Here is a 23,162-nt window from a genome sequence, read left to right as displayed (position 1 = left end):
CCCCGGCTCACTCCTGGCGCTGGGCACGCGAGCGGGCGAGGCTCTGGCGGGACTGCGACTCCAGCTTGCGGCGGGCCCGCGCGACATGCTGTTCCACCGTGCGCGGCGACAGATGCAGGGTCGCCGCTATCTCACGGTTGGTGAGCCCGGTCGCGGCGAGATCGGCGACCTCCTGCTCGCGCGGCGACAACTGGTCGCCGTAACTGGGACGGCCTCGCGGACGCTGCTCGTCCACGGGCTGGTGCGCGCGCAGCTCGGCACGGATCCTGGCCGCGTCCCACACCGCGCCCAGATCGCTCAACTGCTGTACGCAGGAGGCGAGATCGCCGACAGCGGAGGCGGAGTGCGCGTCGGTGGCGAGCGCGCAGCGGGCGGCGCCCTCCGTGGTCAGGATCGCGGCGTACGGGCGGGGCAGCCCGGCGTACACGGTGGACGCCCGGCGGAACAGCGGACCCGCCGTCTCCGGTTCGCCGTCGGCCTCGGCCAGCAGCGCGCGGCACCAGTGCAGGGCCGCGGACGACGAGGGGGCCTGACGGCCCTCGAGCCCGGCGGCGAACTCGGAGACCATCTTCTGTGCCGTCTCCCGCCGCCCCGCGCGCAACGTCGCCTCCACCGCCCAGGGCGCCAGCTCCGCCGCCCACACCCACACCCCCTTGTCCCGCAGCCGGTCCCACGACAGCGACGCCTCCGCGACGGCGCCTTCCACGTCGTCGCGGACCAGCGCGAGGCGGACCAGGGCGCCCGAGGCGGCGGCGGCATGGGGCACCGCCGAGCCCTCGGGTCCGATGGGCCCCTCACCGGACAGCCAGCTGGTGGTCTGCGGCCACTCGCCGCGGGCCAGCGCAAGCAGCCCGAGCACGACACGGGCGTCGGCCGCGGGACCGGGCATGGTGTCCGCCTCGGCCACGAAGGCCCGGGCGCGGGCGGGCAGGTTCGTCCAGTTGCCCTCGGCCCAGTCGAGCAGCAGCGCGGTGCCGCGGGCACCCTGCTCCACATAGGAGGCGCCGCTGCGGGTGGCCAGCTCCAGGCCCTCGGCGAGCAGCTCGCGGGCACGGCCGAGATGGCCGAGCCACAGGGCGCCGTCCGCCGCGTTGCACAGGCCGCGTGCCACATGCTGCTGGTGGACCGGCAGGTCGGTGTCCTTGGGGAGGTGCTCCAGCACCTTCCAGGCGGCCGGGTCCCCGACGTACATCAGTGTTCCGGCGCTGTTGGCGGCCACCGCCGTGCGGGCCTCGGCGTCGCCGCTCTCCTCTGCGGCCCTCTCGGCCCGGTGGAGCCAGTACACGTTCTGCTCCAGCGGGACCGCGGACAGCAAGGGCATCGCCAGGGCGGACATGGCGCGGGCCGCAAGAACGGGGCGTTCCTGGAGCTCCTCCACCGCCTTCTGGAGCTCCAGCCAGCCCTGCATGCCCGCGACCGCCTGGTTGCACAGCAGCAGCCCCAGATCGAGGCGGATCTGGCCGCGCACGGCCGCCGGCAGCGACTGCTCGTCCAGGATCTGCCGCAGCACGGTCACCGTCTGGTCGGAACGCAGCCCCAGCACGGCGCTGTGCGCCAGCAGGGGAGCGAGGCGTGCGCGAGCGCCGATCGGGACGGTCGTGCGGGACAGCGTGTCCTCCAGCAGATCGATCGCCGCCTGGTGATCGCCCGCCGCCTGGCACTGGAGTGCGGCGTGCTCCACGGCGCGCAGCCAGCCGCGTACCTGGCCGCCGTGTCTGCGGTGCCGGGCCAGCCGTACCCAGGGGACCGGCTGGCGGTGGGCGAGCGCCTCGGCGGCGTGGCGGTGCATCTGGCCGCGCAGCGGGCCGGGGACCTGCCTGTACACCGCCCGCGCCGCCATCGGGACGAAGAACCCGTACCGGCCCAGGTCGTCCTCCGTCAGTACGCCGGTGCGCAGCGCGGCCATGAGCGCGCGGGTGCCCTCGTCTCCGGACAGGCCCGCCACAGAGGTGAGCTCGGCGGCCTCCACCGGTTCGTCCAGCACCGCGGCCGCCCAGACGACGGGCCGCATCCGCTCCCTGAGCGCCGCCGTGCGGCCGAGGGCCAGCTCGGCCAGGCGAGGCGGCACCCCGACGGCGTCCAGATCCCGGACCGAGTACCGCTCCCGGTCCTCGGCCGACTCGCGCAGCAGCCGCACCAGGTCGGCGACCACCTGCGGCACGCCCCCGGAGCGCTCATGGATCCGGGCGATGAGCTCCGCCGGGCAGCGCTCGGCGCCGAGCGCGTCCTCGACCACCGCGCGCACCTGCTCCGCGCCGAGCGGGTCGAGGTGCAGCCGCAGCACGGAGAGAGCGGCGGGAAAGTGGACGGTGCGGCCCAGCACGAGGCCGGGCTCGCGCAGCTCCTCGGGCCGGTAGGTCAGGGCCACGGCGAGTCCGTCGGGCGGTCGCTCCAGCAGCCGGCGCAGCAGGTCGAGGGCGGGCCGGCCGGCGCGGTGGACGTCCTCGGCGACCAGCAGCACGCGGTCCCCGCGGTCGTGCAGCGAGGCCAGCAGCTCCGGCAGCTCGGGCCGCGGGGGGACGTCGGCGGGACCGCTCTCCCGGGGACGGGCGAGGCCGGTCGCCTGGGAAGGCAAGGGTCCGGTCTCCCGGGGACGGGCGAGGCCGGTCTCGGTGTCGGACGCGGAGGTGTCGGACGCGGAGGTGCCGGACGTGGAGGTGCCGGCGGCGCGCGAAGGGCGCTGCGTCAGCTTCGTACCGAAGGACGAGAACGAGACGATCACGCTGCGGGCGGGCGAGCCCGAGGCGGTCGTGACACCGGCCGCGGTCTCCAGCAGCCGCGCCGCCAGACGGGACTTGCCCGTGCCCGCCGCCCCTTCGATCAGAAGCAGTGCCGGTCCGGTGGAGTCTCCGGCGAGGACACGCGTCAGCCAACGGTCCCCGGCCGCGTCACTGAGCGTGTCCACCTCTCACTCTCCTAGGTGTTTCTGGGGCATTTCGATTGTTTACGTATCCGTGTTTCAGTGTCCCTGATTGCGCCGAACGTGCAGCGCCACGAATGTGTAGCTGCCGCAGAAGATCTGCATGGCTGTCGACGGCCTGGTGAGACCTCCCGGCCGCTGGACCTACGTAAGGGAAGAACGCCCGCGCGAACAGGAGCCCAAGTGATCGCCATAGAACGTGCCTCGAGTCCGCCCCATCAACGTGCGGGGCCGACGTCAGCCCTGCGAGGCCTGGCTCATTGCGCTATGCCGGCCTCGCCGGAGGCCGCGCGAAAACTACGGCGCTTCGCCCGGGCCGTCGCACGTAGATGGCGCCTGGCGGAGCATCTCGAAGAGGCCCTGTCCGTGATCGTCACCGAGCTGGTGACGAATGTCGTGATGCACAGCGGCAGCTCCTGGGTGTCCACGGTGATCAGCGTCCGTGGCGATGCCCTGACCGTCGAGGTCATGGACGGCGGCCGCTGGAAACACCGGGTGACCAGACGCAAGGAGCCGCTGGACTCGGACGTGGTGTGCGGCAGAGGCCTGCGCATGGTCGAGGCGTACGCGGCACGCACAGTCGCGCGTCGGCTGGAAGCGGGCAGCATCGTCTGCGCGGAGATCACCCTGCGGGACGGCACATCGGCCCCGGACCAGCCGACGGTGAACACGCTGAGGATCGCCGACCAGCCGTCGATCGGCCCGCCGCGCCACCCGTCGAGCGGGACGGCGCGACACCCGTCGAAGGCGACACGGCATCAGCCGAAGGCGACGGACGGCAAGGGGTTCCTGCGGGACGCCTAGGCCCTGTCCGGGCGATCTTGTCGGGCCCGCGGCGACAGCTACGGCACCTCGCTGTGTTGTCGGAGTCGCCCAAGTACGTCCAGTACGAGGGTGATCCTCCGCCTTGCGATGCACCGCATCTGACGCCGCAGGCTGATCCTCGAAGTCGCCCGGACAGGGCCTAGCGCGGGCGCCCGGCAGCGGGTCCCGCGGCCCGGGGAGGCTTCCAGCGGGCGGCATCTAACGGGAGAGCAGTGCCGGTGCCGCCCGGTCCAGGACCGCCGAGACCCGGTCCCATGTCCCGATGTCCCGCTGCACCGGCGGCAGCTGCCTCGCCCCCTCCCGCTGCCATCCGGCGGCGAGCGCCACCGGATCCTCCCCGGTCGCCGCACCCGCGGCCAGGGCTGCCGCACCGAGGGCCACCAGTTCGGTGCTCTGCGGGATCAGCAGCGGGCGGCCCGACAGGCGGCGGACCGTCTCCACCCAGTGGCGGCCCTCCGCGCCGCCGCCGACCAGCCGGAGCGGGCGGCCTGCCGTCTCGGGGGCGGCAGGATCCAGCCCGCAGGCGCGCAGTACCTCGTCGAGGGCGCGCAGCACCGTCACCACCGCGCCCTCGTAGGCCGCGCCCAGGATCTGGTGACGGGTCGTGGTGTGCCGCAGGCCGGTGACCATTCCGGAGGCGTCCGGCAGGTCGGGGGTGCGCTCCCCGTCCAGGTACGGCAGCACCACCACCTCGCCGCCGGCCTCGGCGGCATCGCGGTCCAGGCCGAGCAGCGAGGCGACCTTGTCGACGGCGACCGTGCAGTTCAGGGTGCAGGCCAGCGGCAGATACGTGCCGTCCGTGGCCGCGAATCCGGCGAGCGCCGTGGACGCCGGGCGGGTACGGGTCGCGGCGAACACCGTGCCGGAGGTGCCGAGGCTGAGGACGGGGTGATCGAGCAGCCCCGCGCCGCCGAGCCCCAGGCCCACCGCGGCGGCCATGTTGTCCCCGGTGCCGGCGGCGACCGTGATCCCGGCGGGCAGACCGAGCACGGCCGCGGCTGCGGGGGTCAGTGACCCGATACGGGCTGCGCCCGTCGCGGCCACCGGCGGCAGCAGCGCCGCGTCCAGCCCGATCAGATCCAGGAGTCCAGGGTCGTACGCGCCGGTCGCCGTGGAGTACCAGCAGGTGCCCGAGGCGTCGCCGGGGTCGGTGACGGCGACGCCCGCGAGCCGTTCGGTGAGGAAGTCGTGGGGCAGCCGTACCGCGGCGGCCGACTTGGCGGCGGCCGGTTCGTTCTCCCGCAGCCACTGCCACTTCGCCGCCGTCATGGAGGCGACCGGCACCGATCCCGTACGCGCCGTCCAGGCGGCAGGGCCGCCGAGCGTCTCGGTGAGTGCGGCGGCCTGCGGGGCCGAGCGGGTGTCGTTCCACAGGAGCGCGGGGCGCAGCGGCGCGCCGGCGCGGTCGAGCACGACGAGGCCGTGCTGCTGCCCGGCGACTGCGATGCCGGCGATCGCGGACGGGGTGAGGCCCGACTCCCTGAGCCCTGCGGCGACCGCCTCGCCGAGGGCGCGCCACCAGTTCTCGGGGTCGCTCTCCCGTGCTCCGCCGGTGCCGCCGACCTGGTGCGGGGCCCTGCCGACGGCGAGGAGTTCGCCTGTCGCGACATCGGTGAACGCCGCTTTGGTGGACTGTGTCGAGCTGTCCACCCCGATGACGACGGTCTGCGTCGGCATGGCGGCACCTCTCCTTCCGGCTGACCCCGCTGCATTTGGCCGAACGAAAAACAAATTACGCCATCCGGGCTGCGGGGGCCAGGTGTGGAGGGCTTCTGTCGTATGGGCGTGGCGTGCATTATTAGTAAGGCGTCAGAACAAAACAACTGATCCAAGGCGGTCATGGCGATGACGGAACGCTTCACACCCACCCCGGACGACAAGTTCAGCTTCGGTCTGTGGACCGTCGGCTGGCAGGGCAGGGACCCGTTCGGGGACGCGACCCGGCCCGCGTCGGACCCCGTCGAGTCCGTCCAGCGGCTCGCCGCGCTCGGTGCCTACGGGGTGACGTTCCACGACGACGACCTGATCCCCTTCGGGGCGGGCGAAAGCGAGCGTGAGGCGCACATCAAGCGCTTCCGGCAGGTCCTGGACGCCACCGGCCTGATCGTCCCCATGGCGACGACCAACCTCTTCACGCACCCCGTCTTCAAGGACGGAGCCTTCACGGCGAACGACCGTGACGTGCGCCGGTACGCACTGCGCAAGACGATCCGCAACATCGACCTCGCGGCCGAGCTCGGCGCGCGGACCTATGTCGCCTGGGGCGGCCGCGAGGGCGCCGAATCGGGAGCGGCGAAGGACGTGGGCGTCGCTCTCGAGCGTATGAAGGAGGCCTTCGACCTGCTGGGCGAGTACGTCACGGAGCAGGGCTACGACCTCCGGTTCGCCATCGAGCCCAAGCCCAACGAGCCCCGCGGCGACATCCTGCTGCCGACGGTCGGCCACGCCCTCGCCTTCATCGAGCGCCTCGAGCGGCCCGAGCTGTACGGAGTGAACCCGGAGGTCGGCCACGAGCAGATGGCCGGGCTGAACTTCACGCACTCCATCGCGCAGGCGCTGTGGGCGGGCAAGCTCTTCCACATCGACCTCAACGGCCAGAACGGCATCAAGTACGACCAGGACCTGCGCTTCGGCGCGGGCGATCTGCGCTCGGCGTTCTGGCTGGTCGACCTGTTGGAGACGGCGGGCTACGACGGCCCGCGGCACTTCGACTTCAAGCCGCCGCGCACGGAGGACGCGGACGGCGTGTGGGCGTCGGCGGCCGGCTGCATGCGCAACTACCTGATCCTGCGCGAGCGGGCGGCGGCCTTCCGTGCCGACCCGGAGGTCCAGGGGGCCCTGCGCGCGTCCCGCCTCGACGACCTCGCCCGCCCGACGGCACAGGACGGCCTGGCGGGGCTGCTCGGGGACGCGACCGCTTTCGAGGACTTCGACGCGGGGGCGGCGGCGGAGCGGGGCATGGCCTTCGAGCGCCTGGACCAGCTGGCGCTGGACCACTTGCTCGGGGTGCGCTGATGTGACGGAGCGGTTGAGCCGGCCCGGCCGAAGGTGAGAGCCGGCCGGGCCATCTCCTCAGGCGGGTCGGACATCGGGCACGCGTCGAGCCGGCGAAGCTCTCCCGCCGACAGGTCTCACCCGACCGCGGTGAGACGTCCCGGACAGGAAGCGGACAAGACACCGACCAGGCCGCCGGCCAAGTAGGGGGCGTCCGGCACAGGTTGCTTGCATTGATCCCGCTGGTCCACATCGGCAAGCTCTGAGCAGCCCCGTCCCGTCGCAGGTCGAAACGCTCGACGCCGCCGAGCCTCAGCTCGAGGGGCGTCAGGCGGGTCGGGAACCGGGACCGGAACCTCTGAGGTGCTGCTGAGTGCTGCAATTGGCCGGACGGGCCGACTGCAGCGCTCAGTCACAGCGGAGGCTCTTCGGGGCTCCCAGGGGCGCGACCGTGCCCAGGAATCGGTCGGCCCGCGTGCTGCGCGTACGCCACCGGGTCCGCGAGGACGTCCTGGACCACAAGCGCCGCGGCGCCGCGGGCCGCGTCGGCGGCCGGGGAGGAGGGGCGGAGGCGGCCGCTGCCGCCCGGCCAGAGGCCCGAGACCACCCGTTCCGCGAGCTCGGCGCCCGCCGGTGGCGAGAGCCAGGGGAACAGAGGGGCGTAGATGCCGCCCAGGACCACCGCGTCCGGGTCGAAGAGATTCACCGCGCCCGACAGGACACGGCCGAGCATCAGGCCCGCCCGGGTCAGAGCCGTCACCGCGGCGGTCTCGCCCGCGCGGGCGCACCGCTCCAGTTCCGCGACGCCCGCGGCGCCGGTCGGCTCCTCGATGCCCGCCGCCCGCAGCAGCGCCGACTGGCCCGCGTACTGCTCCAGGCAGCCGCGGGAGCCGCACCGGCAGCGGGGGCCGTCCGCGTCGGCCGGTACGTGGCCGATCTCGCCGGCGAACCCGTTTGCCCCACGCAGCAGTTCGCCGTCCAGCACCAGCGCACCACCGACGCCGATCTCACCGGTCAGATACAGGAAACTGCGCACCTCCCCGAGGCCCCCGAACCACAGCTCGGCCAGCGCCGCGAGATTCGCCTCGTTCTCCGAGCGCACCGGCAGCTCGGGAAGCCCGGGCCGCAGCGCGTTCAGCGCTTCGGCGAACGGGGCCTCCGCCGCGACGTCGGTCCAGCCGAGGTTGGGGGCCTCGCGGACCGTGCCCGCCGCGATCAGCCCCGGCAGCGCCAGCGCCGCGCCCACCGGCCGCAGTCCCTGCTCCGCGGCCGAGGTCAGGGCACGGGCAGCGAATTTCGCGGCGCGCCCCAGCACATGGGCGGACGGTGCGCCCCGGTTGTCCAGGTGCTCGACCAGCCGTACCCGGTCGGTGCCGGCCAGGTCCACCACGCACACCGCGACATAGTCGACGTTGATCTCGACGCCGACACCCGCGACACCGGTACGGGCCATCTTCAGCACGGTGCCGGGCCGCCCGGCCTGGCCGCTGAACGTCTTGCCGGACTCGGTCAGAAAGCCGCTGTCCAGCAGCTGTTCGACGAGGGAGGAGACGGCGGCACGGGTCAGCCCGACCCGCGCGGAGACCCCGGCGCGGGTGATCTCACCCTCGTCGCGGACCGCCCGCAGGACGAGGCTGAGATTGTGGCGCCGCACCGTCTCCCGGTCGGCCTTGGCTTCCAGCGGGACCCGCCGCCCCGTGTGGCCCGTGTGAATGCCGTTCATAACGTTGCCGAGCCTAAGTGATACCGGGCGGTACCCCGCACCAGGCGTCACATCCTGGTCCGGGGGGTACCCCGCACCAGGCGTCACATCCTGGAACGTGCCGCGAGCGGACCGGCGTCTGCGCTCGTGCACCGGCGGACCGGCCGTGGCCCCGAGCGACGACGTGGTCGGCACCGGCACTCCTCCCCGCGTCTGCGTGTGGCGGTGCCGCGCCCCCTCCCCGTACCCCTTGTGCCGGATCGCCGAGGACGGCCCCGGACAAGCGTCATCACGCCGTACGGTCACTGAGCACTGTGCATCGTGAAGCTGCTGGTCACGGGTCTGGTGTGCGCGGGGTTCGGGATGCTCGGGCTGGTCATGGGCGTGAGGCTTCGGCGAAGATCGTCGGTCACCGGGAGACTTCGCGGTTCGTCAGCTTGACCAACTCCTCGGCAAGCGTGTCAAGTTCACTCCAGTGAGCTGGATCCGCTCCAGCTCCTGCATCCCCACGCCCTCCCACGCTTTCCTGGCGTACCGGCCCGGTGACGGATCGTAAGAGCGGCACGCCGGTCGGCGCAGCAGAACCCGACAACGCCTCCGGCCGACGAGCCGGAAGGTCTTCACCGTGGACAGCGGCCGGCGACCAGCGTGAGTATTCCGCCCGCCCCTCACACCGGACCCGCGACCTGAAAACGTCATGGTGCACAGTGCCCGCGGTGCCGGCTTCAGCTGTCGTGCCCGGCGGTTCGGCGCCGCTTGGCGCGGTGGGCGAGCGCATCGACGATGCGTTGCCATGCCGGTGATGCCTCGGAGATCCGGGAAGAGACCAGCTTCAGGTAGCCTGCCCGGTTGCTGTCTCGTGCGTGTTTGATCTCCCATGCGTCCAGGTCGTCGATGAGCCGGTCCAGGCGTGGATCGTACGGATCCCAGTCGACTGATTGATCACAGGCGAGATACAGGCGCGTCGTCTCGGGGTCGTCGAAGCCCGCGTTCTTGTCCCGTATCCGCTGCGGCATCACGTGCGGGTCCAGTGCCTGCATCAGGATCCACGAGTCGCGCTCGAGTCGTACCCTCCGTTCGCTGACCCCGAGACTGCGCATCCGGTTCAGGATGGCGACCACCTCGGGGGGCAGGACAAGCCTTTCGCCGCTGTCCAGTTCTGCGATCCGGCGGCGGTATTCGGTGAGCTGGTCGATCTTGCGCTGCAATTCCGCGTCGATGTCGGTGACGGCCGCGGCGAATTCGGTCGGCTCTGCATGCAGCAGCGCGTCGATACGGGCCAGTGGCACCCCCGCATCGGCGAGGGTCCTGATCCGGATGAGATCCACCGCAGCTTGCGCGCTGTACCGGCGGTAGCCGGAGGCATCGCGCTCGGGCTCGGGCAACAGGCCGACGTGGTGGTAGTGGCGAACGGTGCGCACGGTCACGCCGGCGGTTGCCGCGAGCTGGCTGATCGTGAGCACCGTCCGCCTCGGGTCTTCGTGCAACGTGGTCGTGCCGAGTCTAGGGGCGAGCTCGGTCGACGACGTCGCGGATCGCCTGGACGACGGCATCGGGGCGGTCGAAGCAGAGCCGGTGGTGGCTGGTGTCGGAGATGATGCGTTGTTCCCCGTGCGAGACCGCGCGCACCAGGGCCGCGTCCATTCTCGTGTGGCCGTCATGCATCTCTTGCAACGTCCGCTCCGACGTCGGCTCCTGCTGGGCGGGGTCGGTGCCGACCACGGTGAGAGCAACCACCGGGACGTCGGGAATGTTCGGCCCGGCCCGCAGTTCGGTGGCGAGTTCGGCCAACTTGGTGCGCTCGGCGATGCCGACGTGGGTCCATTCGTCACTCACCCTGGCATCGACCAGCGCCTGCCGCACGTGCTCCGGGTAGTCCGCGAGCAACTCGGCCCTCATCTCGCGCAGGGCCGGGCGCATCTGTTCCAGCTGCTCCCGATCAGGTGCCATCTGCTCGACCGCGGCCAGACCCGCCGCGGGAGGCATGAAGTCGTCCCAGTCGCGGTGGAAGGCGTCCAACCAGACCAGCCCGGCCACGTCCTGCGGGTACAGCTGCGCGAACCGATGCGCGTAGAAGCCGCCGAGGGAGTGCGGCACCAGAACGTATGGGGCGGCGATGTTCTGTGCTCGCAGCAGCTCGCGCAGTTCCGTGGCGACCGCGGCGGCGGTGCGCGGCAGCGGAAGGGGATCGCTGTAGCCCGTGCCGCCGCGGTCGTACACAACGGCAGTGGTGAACTGTGAAGCCTCCTGCTGGACACCGAAATAGTCCAGGCCGACCGCGCTGGCGCCCGGCAGGAACACCACGGCCGGTCCGCCGCTGCCCGACCGATGCACGAAAATGCGGCGGCCTTCGATCTCCTGGAACCCGCCGGTCGGCGGGGCGAACCGAGCCGAGGAAGTGCTGTTGTTCGTCATGCGACCAGGCTCCAACCCTGACGCAGGGGCAGGGTCAACCCCTTCCGCCGCCGCACCCGTAACATGCGCAGCTGTGCAATGCGCTGCCGGCGGCTGATCGGATGTTCATCACGACGCACGTTCATGCCGCTGACCGCGTGACATGACGCGCCGCCCGGCTCACCCTCGTAGGTGGGCGGGGCCGCTGCGGCTTCAACGTCCCCGCCGCCAATGAGCGAGACTTATGCCGGTCCCCGCCCCGGCCCGCACCGGGGCCTCCAGCCGGCCGAATGCCGGTCCGGCGTATGCGTCCTCGCTGGTACAGGCAACGGGATGTGCAGGGGTGCCGGAGTCGGCCGGCACCGCCGCCTCAGCCCTGCGGCCCCCGGTACCCCAGAGAAGCCTCGATACGTCCGGCGAGTCCGTCCCTGCGCACCGGGCCGCGTCCGGCCGAACCGGCAAGCCATGAGCGGCACTTGCTCCCGAGAAGCAGCCCGAACGTCTCCGCCTCGTTCTCCTCCGCCTGGTCGAAGCGGGTCCGGGCGGCGACCCGGAGCACCGCGGCCTGCAGATCGGCCTCGTCCGACAGCAGCCGGGCGGCGACGGCCGCGCCCTCGACGTGATGGCTGCAGTGCCCGGCCTTCATGTGCCACAACTCATGGCCGAGAATGACCAGTTGATGGTCGGGCGCGGTGCGCTCCTCGATCACGATCAGGTCCTGGTCCGCCATGTCGAGCCACAGGCCGCTGGCAGTGCCGGGCGGGAACGTGGCCGTGCGGTAGCGGACGGGCCGCCCGCGGCGTTTGCTCATGCCGTCGCACAGCGCGGTGTAGAGAGCGGCGGGCTCGGCCGGGGCGGGCAGGTCGATGCCGGAGACCAGCTCGCCGCACAACCGGCGCATGTCTTTGCCTATGCTCACTGCTCTCCTCTCCCCGTCGGCACCTGTTGAGACACGTACGAATCCAAAGCCTGTCCGGAAATCAGGGCTGGTCTGTCGGCTTGACGCTCTCCAGGAGCATGTCGAGCCACTCGGTGACCTTGTCCCGGTGTTTGTCCGTAGGCAGTTGGGCCGCACGCCAGGCGATGCCGCGCACCCCATGGTCCTGCAACAGACGCTCCAGCGGGTCGCTTTCTCCCGCGAAGTCTTGAAGCAGACCCTGTTCGGTGCGCTGGAGGGCGGTGTTGAGCGCGTCGGCGTCATCGGCTGTCAGGAAGCCGGCGTGCACCTGGAAGAAGCGCTGGATGGCGTCGCAGTGCTCCATGGTCGGTCGGCGGTCGCCGTTGATGAGTGCCCCGGCCTGCTGCCGGGACATGCCGGCACCGTCGGCGATCTCCTGCTGCGTGTAGCGGCGGCCGTTGGCCTTGAGCCGCGTTCTGCGAAGCAGGTCGAAACGCTGCAAGAACCGTGCCTGGAGGTCGGGTTCGCCTGCGGGCCGCCCTGCGAGCAGGGCGGCCACCACATCGGCCGGGACGCCCGAGGCATCGGAGAGCCGATGGACGTCGAAGACCTCGCCGTGGCTCAGGCCGAGCTTGTCCGCGAGTTCGGTGACCCGGGCAACCGATGCCGCCAGCAGGCCTGCGGCGGCCGTCGGACCCGGAACCGAGAAGCCGTCTGTCACCAGTAGGTCTCCTAGATCACACGAAGTAGCCCCGCACACAAGGGGCTGCCGGGAGATTAACCGCTTCGAGGGAATGCAGCCAGGTCTTGCCACAGCTGTGGCGCGAATCGCGCGTTCAACGGCGCGGAATGCCACGATAGTTGACATGGCCTCGGTCGCGGTAGCAGGATCGCCACGCGGTGTGAAGATCCAAACGGGGCTACCGCAGCGGGACTTCGAGAGCCTTCGAGAAGGGTGGCGTTCTCGATGACAAATGAGGCAGGCGTCGAGCGGCCAGGTGTCCACGGACGTCTGGCGTGTGCCGGCACCACACGCGGCACGGCCCGGACCGGGCGGCTCGGCGACGTCCTCAGACGGCGCAGGGAGGAGTTGGGGTTGAGCCTGGAGGACGTGGCCGCCCGCCTGGACCTCAGCGCCTACACCTACGGCACCTGGGAACGCTCACCCGATCTGACCTGGTCCGACGAGATGGTGGGCGCCATGGTCGTGGCCCTTGAGATGGACGAGCGACTGGGTGCCGAGCTGATCCGGTTCGTCGCCGGCCGGGACAAGTCCGATGACTTCAGTGCGCCGGTCCGGCCCTCGGGACCGGTGCCGCCCTCCTCGCCCGCACGCCGCCCCGTTCCCGCGCGGCCGGCACCGCCGGTCCACCCGCCGGTGCCCGTACGGCCGCCCGTCCCCGCCTCGCCGACCGCTCCGGCGGACCCGGCCGACCCCGAGACCGGGGCCTATCTGCGCGACTACGCGGCCCTGATGGATGCCGTTCCGCTGCCGTCGATGCTGTTCGACCGGCACTGGGACGTGGCGCACGCCAACCCCGCCTTCGATGCCCTCTTCCGTGCCATCGGGCCGCACCCCACCGCCATGCCGCAGCAGAACTTCCTCCGGTTCGCGCTGTTCCACCCGGATGCTCCGGCGGTACTCGCCGAGCACGAGACGGGCTGGTGTCTGCCGCTGATGGCACAGTTCGCCTGTGCCCTCGAGCGCGACGGCGAGGACCGTACACTTCAGGCCATTCGTGACGAGATCGCCCAGGACCCGATCATGGACGCGGCCTATGTGTGCGGACTGCCGCACTGGGTGCGGGCCGTGGGCGCCGCGGCCGTCGACCACGACGGAGCGGTGCGGCGGGTGAACCACCCCGACCCGAGGTGGGGCCGCACGGACTGCCGCATCGTCGACGAAACGCCGAAGACCCTTCAGGAGAAGGGGTTCACCCGGGTGACGCTGGTGCTGCGCGAGAACCCGGCCGTGGTGGCGCCGGGTGTGAGCCGCGGCAAGTCCCATCTGCGGGCGGTCTCCGGCGGGTAAGGCCCCTCTGGTGCCGGGGAGTTGACCCTTCGGGTCTGCAGGAGCCGATGCTGCGAAGCCGAGGCAGCACGCTGCTCGGCGTGCGGCAGGTGCGCGAGCCCGCGTTCCTGGCAGCTTCGACGAAGCCTGGTGGCCGGTGTCGTCGCGGTGGGTTCGTCCGCCGCTCCAAGGGGCTGAATGACAGGTAGTCCTCCAGGCGTGCCACTGTGACCCCTGCTCCATCGCGATCAACGACACCCGCGGCACGAAGCATCCGGCGGAGCTGGGAGCCGACAAGAACCAGATAGCCGTTGTGGACCTCGCGCCGGGCGAGAAGATCTCCGGTGCCATTACCGGCGAGGGCCAGTTCACCCCGAAGTACGTGACCCACACGGACGGACGGTTCGGCGAGCCTGTACGGGCCGACGTGCCTTGACCGGGCACCGCACTGAAGCTGCGCCGGGTCATGCCCGGCATGACTGCCACGCAGGTGCCGGGCACCATGCCCGCACGCTTCGCCGCCGGAGACCCGCGCGCGACCGGACTCGAGACGACGTACCAGAGCAGCCGCGACGGCTGCCACCGCCGCAAGCCCGCGCCGAGCGGAGCAATTGATCCTCGAACACCGGGTACCCGGACTGTCACACCGCCATCGCCCAACCCTACGACGGGCGGACAATCACCCCTCCGCACACTCGAATTCAGAGGGCAGCCATGAGTAATTCGTACCAGCCCCAGCCCAGCCCATACGTCACGACCCCGGTGCCGAACGCCCGGCCGCGGATGTTCAACTCGACCGTCGCGAAGGTGATCTGGACCATGGTGCCCATTGTCACCGTAAGCATCGGCGCGGCGGTCCCGTTCGTCGTTGCCGCGGTGAAGGGTGTGATCAAGCCCTGGGTTGCCGTCGTGTACGTCGCGGTCGAGGTGCTCATCCTCGGCATCAGTACGGCCGTGGTCGGCCCCGACGAGGACAGCCCGTTCGTGGGCTTCCTCCTGGTAATGCTGATCGTCACGGCCGCGACGCACACAGCGCTGCTGGACAACGACAAGGTCCGCATCGGGAAGTGACCGTGGCCGCGGAGTAGTGTGGACCGTGGAGCCCCCTGCCGCACCCCCCCCGTCGGCAGGGGGCTTCGCCGTTTCCGCCCGGATTGTTCGTTCGCGAACTCGATGAGGACGACGACGAGTAGGGAGCCCCGGCGTCTCTCCCTGGGAGCCGGATCGTTGTCCGGGGCGAAGCGCCGGCCGGGGGCCGGCCGAAGCTTGAAGATCGCGGGGTGGTGGTCCTCGACAGCCGCGACGCCTCCGCGGCCTGTGCGAGGCCGGTACCGCTCCTGGCCGGCTCGTGAGCCGGGAGCCTTGTCAGGCTGCCGCGGGTTCAGGAAACGGCGGGGACGTTGTGCTCCAGGCGGGCGCCCAGGGTGGCCGCGAAGTCCTCGGCCCGGGAGAGCTGGACCCGCAGCTTCTCCACCTGCTCGGTTGCGGCCTGCTGATAGGTCCGTACGCGCTCCAGGAGGGCATCGCGCTCGGCGGCGTCGAGTGCCTCGCCGGCATCGAGGCGGTCGGTGGCCTCCAGCAGGTCGCGCATCTGGTCGAGGGTGAAGCCCAGCGGCTTCATGCGGCGGATGACCATGAGGCGGGCGACGTCGTTCTCGGTGTAGAGGCGGAAGCCTCCCTGGGAGCGTGCCGAGGGGACGACCAGGCCGGTCTCCTCGTAGTGCCGGATGGTGCGCAGGGACAGCTCCGTCCGCGCGGCGACCTCGCCGATCTGCATGTGCCTGTCGTCCACGCCCGCGGTCCTGGCCCTTCTCGTCGTGGCGGGGCGCGTCCTGTGCGGCCCGCCGATCTCTACTCTAACGTTAGGGTAGAGTTGCTGGTGGCGAGGGCGGCCCATGGTGCTCCGCTACTGCCGTGTCCGGGCCGCGACGGTGCCCCCGGCGAAGATCCGATTCTTGCAGGAGAGAGCGTGCGCGAGCCCATGACTCCGATCGCCGCCGCCTGCCCGCCGTGACGCTTCGCCTCTGGATGTGAGCCGCCCGGTGCCGCGCGTCTGCGCAACTCCGGCTCCGTCCCGTTCTCTGACTTCCGGCCCGCCCCTGCTGCGTGCCGTCCGCGGGGTGCCGGCCGGCCCTTCCGCATCTTCCTGTACGCCCCTGGCCTGTTCTGAGCGGGGTGTGCCCGAGCACGACAGGTACCTGCTTCCTTGTCTTCCTCCGCTGCTTCCCCCTCCGCGCGGCTGCGCGGCCTGCGCCCGGACTGGCTGAACAACCCGAAAGTCTGGCGTACCGAGATCCTGGCCGGCCTCGTCGTCGCCCTGGCCCTGATCCCGGAGGCGATCTCGTTCTCGATCATCGCCGGTGTCGACCCCGCGGTCGGCCTGTTCGCCTCGTTCACCATGGCCGTGGTCATCTCCATCGTCGGCGGCCGCCGGGCAATGATCTCCGCCGCCACCGGCGCCGTCGCGCTCGTGATCGCACCCCTGAACCGTGAGCACGGTTTCGGGTACCTGGTCGCCGCCGTCATCCTGGCCGGTGTCATCCAGGTCGCGCTCGGCGCCCTCGGGGTCGCCAAGCTGATGCGGTTCGTTCCGCGCTCGGTGATGGTCGGCTTCGTCAACGCCCTCGCCATCCTGATCTTCATGGCTCAGGTCCCCGAGATGCATGACGTCCCATGGGCCGTCTACCCGCTGATTGTCGGCGGCCTCGCGCTGATGGTGTTCTTCCCGAAGGTCACGACGGTGATCCCGGCGCCGCTGGTCTCCATCGTCATCCTGACCGTGATCACGGTCGCGGCCGCGATTGCCGTGCCGACCGTGGGCGACAAGGGCGCCCTGCCGTCCTCCCTGCCGGTGCCCGGCCTGCCCGACGTGCCGTTCACCCTGGACACCCTGACCACCGTCGCCCCCTACGCCTTCGCGATGGCACTGGTGGGTCTCATGGAATCGCTGATGACGGCCAAGCTGGTCGACGACATCACCGACACCCACTCCTCCAAGACCCGCGAGTCCGTCGGCCAGGGCATCGCCAACATCGTCACCGGATTCTTCGGCGGAATGGGCGGCTGCGCGATGATCGGCCAGACCATGATCAACGTGAAGGTGTCCGGCGCCCGTACCCGCCTGTCCACGTTCCTCGCGGGCGTGTTCCTGATGGTGCTGTGCATCGTCTTCGGCCCGGTCGTCTCCGACATCCCCATGGCCGCCCTGGTCGCCGTGATGGTGATGGTGTCCTTCGCGACGTTCGACCGGCACTCCATCGCCCCCAAGACCCTCAAGCGGATGCCGGCGGGCGAGATCGCCGTCATGGTCGTCACCGTGATCTGCGTGGTCGCCACCGACAACCTCGCGATCGGCGTGGTCGTCGGCTCCGTCACCGCGATGGTCATCTTCGCCAAGCGCGTCGCCCACCTCGCCAACGTCACCGCCGTCACCGACCCCGACAACGCCACCGTCGTGTACTCGGTGACCGGCGAGCTCTTCTTCGCCTCCTCCAACGACCTCGTCGGCCAGTTCAACTACGCGACCGACCCCGACAAGGTCATCATCGACCTCTCCGCCGCGCACATCTGGGACGCCTCCTCGGTGGCGGCCCTGGACGCGATCGAGACCAAGTACGCCCAGCGTGGCAAGACCGTCGAGATCATCGGGCTGAACGACCCGAGCGCCGATCTCCACGGCAAGCTCACTGGCGAGCTCACCAGCCACTGACCCCAGCACCACCACACGCGAGGGACCCCGGCCGCCGGCCGGGGTCCCTCGCCGTTCTCGCAAACGAACATCTGTGAGAGTTTGCGAGAGCCTGGGGAGCGATCACGATTCCGCAGGTCGCCGTTCGCAAAAGTCCCCTCAAAACCCGCACGTTATTCGAAGGGACTCTCAGAGGCTGCCGCCATGGATCTCACGCCCGATCAGGCCGCACTGGCGGGAGAACTTCACGACTGCCCGAACTGTGACGCGCCCGCCGGGAGCGCCTGCCGCACCCGGGGCGGGAAGACCGCCGCGAAGTACCACACCCCGCGCAGGTCTGTTCGTCCTCGTCGAGGCGGGCACGCAGGAACGCCACCAGATCAGCGGTCGGGGGGTCATCCTCCCTGCGGGCAGGACCGCGAGTGCTCCCAGTACTGGCGCACCTGTGCGCTCTCTTCGTCGTCACCGCCTGGCGCGCCGCACGTGCACTGCCCGGCGCGGGGGTCGATGAGGTTCGCGGCCTCGCGGTGCCCGGCCTCCCGCAGCTGGACGGCGAGTTGGTGGGCGTAGTCCTCGACGAGGAGCGCGGCACCCGTCCCGGTGTTGCCGGCGCCGTCGCGGCGCAGCTCCTGGATCAGTTTGGCGCGCGCCATCACGTGGTCGGCTCCCCGCTGGTCTGCCACGCCTCGACGTCGGGCCGGGCGGGGAGCTTGGCCCCAGGCCGGCGGGGGTACCAGGGGATGAACTCGCGGACCAGCGCTGCGCGCTCGGTGCCCATGCTCCTGGCGGCAGCGTCGAGCTCGTACCACTCGTCTCCGATGCGGATCTGGCGGGGCGGGGTCTTGGGTACGTTGGGCGACATGCCCGCACCGTATCGAGGTGTAGCTACCTCAGTCATCAGCACTCCTTCGGGTGTAGCTACGCAATTTCGGGGCCACCCCCTTTCGGCGCAGCTGCACGCCAGGCTGCGGTGTAGCTGCATACGCCGGTGACGGCCGTCGTGGTGTCACTCGTGGACGGCGCCCTCTGGCGTCGGTGAGTGCCACTCGGCGGCGACGAGATGGCTTCGCTGGACGGTGCGGGACAGCAGGACCAGGCGGTCCGAGTCGACCGTGTAGGCGAGTGCGGGGCCCTCGGGGTAGACGAGTCCGGGGCCCTCGGGAACGCCGTCCGGCGGTGGCGCCTCCGAGGCCGTTCCCGCGTGCGTCCGGCACGCCGAGGTGATCATGGCGGCCTCCGCGATCACATCGGCTGTTGTGGGGGGATGCCCCTGGGAGAGCGCCGCGGCCCGGACGCTGTCGCGCACCGCGCCGCTGAGGAACGGGGCGATGGTGAGCAGACCGTCGTGGATCGCTGCCTCGCGGTGGGTCAGGCGCAGGCCGATCGGCGACCACCACGCGATCTTCATCGTGGCGGACGCGGACTTCGCCGAGCCTTGCAGTTCCAGCCACAGCGGCCGCAGATGCCGGTACTTCAGGAAGGCGCGCCAGGCCGAGGAGGCCCGTTGTCCGACGAGAGGCAGGATGAACCCGATACCGACCATGAGGGCGGCCGCGGACGCCAGTGGCGGGGCGACGTACGTGCTCAGGTAGTCCCAGTCGCGGCCGCTCCACCGTGCGAAGACAGCGATGAACTTCGTCGTCAGGTAGCCGACGTCCAGCGAGCCGCCGAGAACGATGAACCCCAGTCCCGTGCGCAGGGTTCCGTCGACCTCACGCAGCCAGCGCCGGCACAGGAAGGTGAGGACCACACTGCCGACCGCGTGGGCGACCAGATACGTCATGATCATCTCGCGGATGAACGGTGTGGTGGCGTAGTAGGTGTCCAGATCACGCAGACGCTCGACCGGAGCCTCGCCCAGCGTGAAGAGCACCACGATGGTGGCGCTCACGCACGCGTACGCGCAGATGCACACCATGGACGAGCGCCGCACCTGTTCCGGGGGCCCGCCGCGCCAGTTGATGATCAGCAGGATGCAGGATCCGCTGAAGGCCGACAGGACGCAGTACACCAGCGGCGCGGAGAAGTTCGTGACGCCGGTCAGGTCGTTGACCGCGGCGATCGTCGGCGGTGCTGCCAGGACCAGCACGGCGCACCCCACAAGGAGGAGCGCGCACACCGACCGCATCATGGGGTCGTGCCAGGTTCGCCGGAGCGAGGGCAGCTTGGTCATCAGTGCGGCGATCAGGACCACGGCGGGGACATAGAGGATGAGGCCGTCGTTCATGGACAGCTCCTCCCGCGGTCAGCGCGAGGAACTGTGCTGCGGCTCAGGGGCCTGGCCGTGCCGGCCGGCGGCCACGGCACGCTCCATCTCCGTCAGGGGCGGCCCGGAAAGCGGCTTCCTGCCCGGACCCCGCAGCGCGCCCACGACGACGTCCGGGTGCATCCATGACGTCACCGGCTCGGACATCGTGATGACGCCGAGGAAGGCGCGAGTGACCTGGGCGCGGCCGGTCGCCGCGCGGACCACCCGGTCGACATAGCGGTTGGCGAGCCCGGTCCCCGGGCGCGGCTGCTGTCCCTGGGCACCCGGATAGAGGATGTCCTGCGCGGTCGCGAGCTCCCACGCGACCGCCGCGGGACGCGCGATGGCGCACTGGATGCGCCGTGCCAGGGTCGGCGTACCGAGATCGTGCGTGCGAAGGATGTCACGCAGGGCGACCAGACCCTGGGCAGCCACCGTCATGCCCTGGCCGTACAAGGGGTTGTATGTGGCCACCGCGTCGCCGATCACCACGAGTCCCTCCGGCCAACGGGACGCTCTCTCGAAGTAGTGCCGGCGGTTGACCGTGCTGCGCGTGACGGTGACCTTCTCCGACAGCGGTGCGGTCATGGAGATCAGTTCGCCGACGACCGGGTGCCGGACGGAGCGGGCGAAGGACTCGAACCGGTCGGGGTCACGGGACGGCTCGCCACCCCGAGTGCCGGACAGCGTGACGAGCCAGCGACCGCCCTCCACGGGGACGATCGTGGCGGTCTGCCCGGGGACCGGATCGCTGGGGTCGGACTGGACATTGACGATGGGGAAGTCCTCGCTGCCCGCAGGGGCCCGGTAGAGGCGGCTGGCATACACCAGACCGGAGTCGACCTCGGCCTCCTTGATCTCGCCGACGCCGAGCGGGCGCAGCCACTCGGTGACGCGCGATCCGCGGCCGCTCGCGTCGACGACGAAGTCGGCCGCGAGCGTGAGGTCGTCACCGTCGGGTGTGCGCAGCCGCACCCCGCTCACCCGTCCGGCGGTGCCCTCGAACCCCCGCATCTCGTGCCGCTGCAGCAGGGTGACCGCGTCCAGCGCGAGGACGTGTTTTCGCACCACCCAGTCCAGCAGGTCACGGGTGCAGGCGATCATGTACTGCATTTCCGGCCAGCGTCTGAGCCAGCCCTGCGCGGTCATCGACACCAGTCCGGTGGGAAGCGGTATGCGCCGTGCCCCGGCGGCCAGCCAGCGCTCGGTGATGCCGGGTATGAGCTTCTCGAACGCGCGGGCGCCACCGGACCAGAGCACGTGGACATGGCGTGCCTGGGGGAGGGACTTACGCGGTTCGGGGAGCTCCGGCAGAGCATCGCGCTCGACGATGGTCACCTCGTCCGCGAAGTCCGCGAGAACCGCCGCAGCAAGCATGCCGGCCATGCCGCCGCCGATGACCACGGCTCGGCGGGGCTGGGCGCCTCTGGCAGGCTGGGACTGACACGTCATCGCGGACTGCTTCCTGTAGGAGCCGCTTCCCGGCGGGCAGCGGCGACGAAAGGGGATCGGAGGGCTCGTGACAGCTTCACGAGCAGATCAGGGCTGTCCACCCGGGCTGCCGTGAGAGCGTCTGCCCCGGGCGAGGGTTCTTCGTGGGCGTCCCGCTCCGGTTCGGCCGATTTGGCGTCCACCGCGGCGGCCACCATGGCCGCCAGCGACACGATCTGCGCATGCTCGGCCGATTGCTCGCGCATTGCGCTGTGGGCGCGGAGCCGTACCCGGTCGTCGAAGTACGACTGGAGTCTGAGCAGTTCGTCGTGGATCGCGGTCTCACGCACCGTCAGACGCATGTCGGGAGCGGACCACCAGGGGATCCGCGGCAGCGGGGCGTGGTCGCCCGGCGTGGACTGCAGCTGCCGCCACAGGGCGCCCAGCCGCCAGTACGTGGTCCATGCCCGCAGCACGCCGCTGATCTGCGGACCGATCAGGGGAAGAAGGAAGCCGACGGTGACAATGAGGCCCCCCGTCGCGGCGATCGGGGGAGCCACGTCCGTACTGAGGGCGTCCCAGTCCCTGCCGGTCCAGCGGGCGACGACCGCGGTGATCTTGGCGAAGCCGAAGAGAAGGTTGAGGACGAAGCCCACCACGAGCACGACCAGGCCCACCCGCAGCCAGTCGCTGACCTCGCGTGCCCAGCGCAGGCAGAGCGTGGTCGTCACGACGGCCGCCACCATGTGGACCGCGAGATAGGTGACGATCATCTCGCGGATGAACGGGGTACCGGCGTAGTAGGTGTCGAGGTCGCGCAGCCGCTCGACGGGAGCGTCGGCGAGGGCGAAGAAGACGGCCAGCAGAATGATCGCCACGGAGTAAAAGGCGATCCACCGGCGCGAACTGCGCCGGATCGTCTCCGGCGGGCCGCCTCGCCAGTTGACGATGAGCACGAGGCACGCGCAGGAGAATGCGCACATGATGCCGTAGACCAGTGGTCCCGAGAAGTTGGGGATGCCCGTGATCCGGTTGACGGCAATGATCGTGGGCGGCGCGGCGAAGAGGAAACAGACCGCGGCGGTGAAGACCAGGAAGCCCACCGAACGCACCAGCGGATCGCGCCAACCCCGGTACAGGCCGGGCAGCTTGGCGATGAAGGCGATGCCGAGGGCGACGGCGGGAAAGTAGTAGTCGCTGTTGCGCACGTGTCAGCCTTGCCCGTGTCCGAGTGCCGCTCGGGCCAGGGCGGCCGACCGGTGGTGGTTCATCGTCAGGCCTTCCCTTCGTGGCTGAGCAGCGTGTCGACGATGGCGGCAAGCGATGCCTGCACGACCATCTGATTCTGCGACGAGAGCTGCTCGGCGCGACAGGCGGTACGGCGGATGCCGTGCCTGTCGCTCACCGCTGCCCAGGGGGCCGTCCTGCACTCGAGTTCCTTCAGCACCTGCTGCAGGGCGTGCTGGAGGGCCGTGGTGTCCTCGGCGAGCAGAAATCCGTCGTGCACCTTGAAGAACCTCTGGATGCCCAGCAGATGCTCCACACCGGGCAGTCCCTCGCCCTTGGCGACAGCCGACAGCGACGGCCCGGAGGCGTTGAACGACTCGGCGATCTGTTTGAGGGAGTACGCCCGCTCGTCAGCCCTCAAACGGGTCCTGCGCAGCGCCTGGAAACGCGTGCTGACCCGGGCCTTGAGGTCCTCCTCCGCGACATCGTCGCCGTTCAGGAGAGCTTCCACGGTGCGCGGGGGAATGCCCGTGTCGTACGAAAGCCTGGCGACGTCGAGTACGTCGCCCTGGCGCAGTCCCGCGTCCCTGGCGAGCAAGGAGATGCGCTCCACGACGTCGGTGAGGGCGGTCACCGCTTCACTCACCGGTAAATCTCCTATGGTCAGGCGGGGTTGAGGACAATGACGTGATCGGAGCCTAACTGTTCGAAGTCCCCGACAGCCAGGGGGTGAAAAGAGAAGTTTCCCTGGGCCGCAAGAATGATTGACGGTCAGGTCCGCCGGTCACAGGGCGCAGCGTCGGCCTGCCGCCGCACCCGGCGGG

Annotated in this window: 20 protein-coding genes and 1 pseudogene; 7 read left to right on the top strand and 14 right to left on the bottom strand. The window is 70.7% G+C overall.

Annotation, left to right across the window (positions count from 1 at the left end; translation table 11 throughout):
- Positions 1-7 precede the first annotated feature (7 nt).
- The gene (locus tag OHS70_RS04450) at positions 8-2,905 is read right to left on the bottom strand and encodes a LuxR C-terminal-related transcriptional regulator (RefSeq protein WP_328393860.1); all 2,898 of its coding nucleotides are present in this window, start codon (positions 2,903-2,905) and stop codon (positions 8-10) included.
- 282 nt (positions 2,906-3,187) lie between these two features.
- Here OHS70_RS04450 and OHS70_RS04445 point away from each other — a divergent pair, with 282 nt between their 5' ends.
- Positions 3,188-3,724, top strand: coding sequence for an ATP-binding protein (locus OHS70_RS04445; protein WP_328393858.1), 537 nt, complete (start codon positions 3,188-3,190; stop codon positions 3,722-3,724).
- A 219-nt stretch (positions 3,725-3,943) separates the two neighbouring features.
- Here OHS70_RS04445 and xylB read toward each other — a convergent pair whose 3' ends face one another.
- Positions 3,944-5,422 (bottom strand): xylulokinase, encoded by a 1,479-nt coding sequence (gene xylB, locus OHS70_RS04440; protein ID WP_328393856.1) that lies wholly within the window; start codon positions 5,420-5,422, stop codon positions 3,944-3,946.
- A 168-nt stretch (positions 5,423-5,590) separates the two neighbouring features.
- Here xylB and xylA point away from each other — a divergent pair, with 168 nt between their 5' ends.
- Positions 5,591-6,760: a xylose isomerase gene (xylA, locus tag OHS70_RS04435; RefSeq protein ID WP_328393854.1), complete on the top strand. Its 1,170-nt coding sequence runs from the start codon at positions 5,591-5,593 to the stop codon at positions 6,758-6,760.
- Between the two features lie 391 nt (positions 6,761-7,151).
- Here xylA and OHS70_RS04430 read toward each other — a convergent pair whose 3' ends face one another.
- From OHS70_RS04430 to OHS70_RS04410, 5 genes are all read right to left on the bottom strand, one after another.
- Positions 7,152-8,462, bottom strand: a complete 1,311-nt coding sequence (locus OHS70_RS04430; RefSeq protein ID WP_328393852.1) for an ROK family transcriptional regulator — start codon at positions 8,460-8,462, stop codon at positions 7,152-7,154.
- A 704-nt stretch (positions 8,463-9,166) separates the two neighbouring features.
- Positions 9,167-9,904: a MerR family transcriptional regulator gene (locus tag OHS70_RS04425; RefSeq protein ID WP_328393850.1), complete on the bottom strand. Its 738-nt coding sequence runs from the start codon at positions 9,902-9,904 to the stop codon at positions 9,167-9,169.
- 40 nt (positions 9,905-9,944) lie between these two features.
- Positions 9,945-10,856, bottom strand: coding sequence for an alpha/beta fold hydrolase (locus OHS70_RS04420; RefSeq protein WP_328393848.1), 912 nt, complete (start codon positions 10,854-10,856; stop codon positions 9,945-9,947).
- Positions 10,857-11,205: 349 nt separating this feature from the next.
- Positions 11,206-11,736: a toxin-antitoxin system, toxin component gene (locus tag OHS70_RS04415; RefSeq protein WP_328405401.1), complete on the bottom strand. Its 531-nt coding sequence runs from the start codon at positions 11,734-11,736 to the stop codon at positions 11,206-11,208.
- 79 nt (positions 11,737-11,815) lie between these two features.
- Positions 11,816-12,454 carry a helix-turn-helix domain-containing protein gene (locus tag OHS70_RS04410; RefSeq protein WP_328393846.1) on the bottom strand — a complete coding sequence of 213 codons (639 nt, stop codon included), beginning with the start codon at positions 12,452-12,454 and terminating at the stop codon, positions 11,816-11,818.
- A gap of 246 nt (positions 12,455-12,700) precedes the next feature.
- Between OHS70_RS04410 and OHS70_RS04405 the strand changes: the two genes are divergently transcribed.
- The 3 genes from OHS70_RS04405 to OHS70_RS04395 all read left to right on the top strand — a co-directional run bounded on the left by OHS70_RS04405 (position 12,701) and on the right by OHS70_RS04395 (position 14,815).
- Positions 12,701-13,765: a helix-turn-helix domain-containing protein gene (locus tag OHS70_RS04405; RefSeq protein ID WP_328393844.1), complete on the top strand. Its 1,065-nt coding sequence runs from the start codon at positions 12,701-12,703 to the stop codon at positions 13,763-13,765.
- 292 nt (positions 13,766-14,057) lie between these two features.
- The gene (locus tag OHS70_RS04400) at positions 14,058-14,180 is read left to right on the top strand and encodes a hypothetical protein (RefSeq protein WP_328393842.1); all 123 of its coding nucleotides are present in this window, start codon (positions 14,058-14,060) and stop codon (positions 14,178-14,180) included.
- 383 nt (positions 14,181-14,563) lie between these two features.
- Positions 14,564-14,815 (top strand): hypothetical protein, encoded by a 252-nt coding sequence (locus tag OHS70_RS04395; protein WP_328393840.1) that lies wholly within the window; start codon positions 14,564-14,566, stop codon positions 14,813-14,815.
- 310 nt (positions 14,816-15,125) lie between these two features.
- Here OHS70_RS04395 and OHS70_RS04390 read toward each other — a convergent pair whose 3' ends face one another.
- Positions 15,126-15,536, bottom strand: a complete 411-nt coding sequence (locus OHS70_RS04390) for a MerR family transcriptional regulator (protein ID WP_328393839.1) — start codon at positions 15,534-15,536, stop codon at positions 15,126-15,128.
- Between the two features lie 414 nt (positions 15,537-15,950).
- On the opposite strand from OHS70_RS04390, the gene OHS70_RS04385 reads away from it, so the two are divergent.
- Both OHS70_RS04385 and OHS70_RS38990 read left to right on the top strand, forming a co-directional pair.
- Entirely contained in the window at positions 15,951-17,453 is a 1,503-nt protein-coding gene (locus OHS70_RS04385; protein WP_328393837.1) for a SulP family inorganic anion transporter, read from the top strand.
- 183 nt (positions 17,454-17,636) lie between these two features.
- A pseudogene (locus OHS70_RS38990) lies at positions 17,637-17,789 on the top strand (zinc finger domain-containing protein); the annotation flags it as partial.
- Between the two features lie 38 nt (positions 17,790-17,827).
- Here OHS70_RS38990 and OHS70_RS04380 read toward each other — a convergent pair.
- The 6 genes from OHS70_RS04380 to OHS70_RS04355 form a co-directional block, all read right to left on the bottom strand.
- The gene (locus OHS70_RS04380; RefSeq protein ID WP_328393835.1) at positions 17,828-18,085 is read right to left on the bottom strand and encodes a hypothetical protein; all 258 of its coding nucleotides are present in this window, start codon (positions 18,083-18,085) and stop codon (positions 17,828-17,830) included.
- Entirely contained in the window at positions 18,085-18,330 is a 246-nt protein-coding gene (locus OHS70_RS04375; RefSeq protein WP_328393833.1) for a hypothetical protein, read from the bottom strand. The genes OHS70_RS04380 and OHS70_RS04375 overlap by 1 nt, the downstream gene beginning before the upstream one ends.
- 108 nt (positions 18,331-18,438) lie before the next feature.
- Entirely contained in the window at positions 18,439-19,659 is a 1,221-nt protein-coding gene (locus tag OHS70_RS04370; protein ID WP_328393831.1) for an MAB_1171c family putative transporter, read from the bottom strand.
- A gap of 18 nt (positions 19,660-19,677) precedes the next feature.
- Positions 19,678-21,132, bottom strand: a complete 1,455-nt coding sequence (locus OHS70_RS04365) for an FAD-dependent oxidoreductase (RefSeq protein WP_328393829.1) — start codon at positions 21,130-21,132, stop codon at positions 19,678-19,680.
- Positions 21,129-22,319 (bottom strand): MAB_1171c family putative transporter, encoded by a 1,191-nt coding sequence (locus OHS70_RS04360; RefSeq protein WP_328393827.1) that lies wholly within the window; start codon positions 22,317-22,319, stop codon positions 21,129-21,131. Before OHS70_RS04360 ends, OHS70_RS04365 begins: the two co-directional genes overlap by 4 nt.
- Before the next feature lie 65 nt (positions 22,320-22,384).
- The gene (locus OHS70_RS04355; protein ID WP_328393825.1) at positions 22,385-22,984 is read right to left on the bottom strand and encodes a transcriptional regulator; all 600 of its coding nucleotides are present in this window, start codon (positions 22,982-22,984) and stop codon (positions 22,385-22,387) included.
- Positions 22,985-23,162 lie beyond the last annotated feature (178 nt).

Origin of the sequence: Streptomyces sp. NBC_00390 (assembly GCF_036057275.1) — a bacterium.
Classification (GTDB): Bacteria; Actinomycetota; Actinomycetes; order Streptomycetales; family Streptomycetaceae; genus Streptomyces.
Note: the sequence above shows the minus strand (reverse complement) of the source record. Positions and strands in the feature narration are given on the sequence as shown.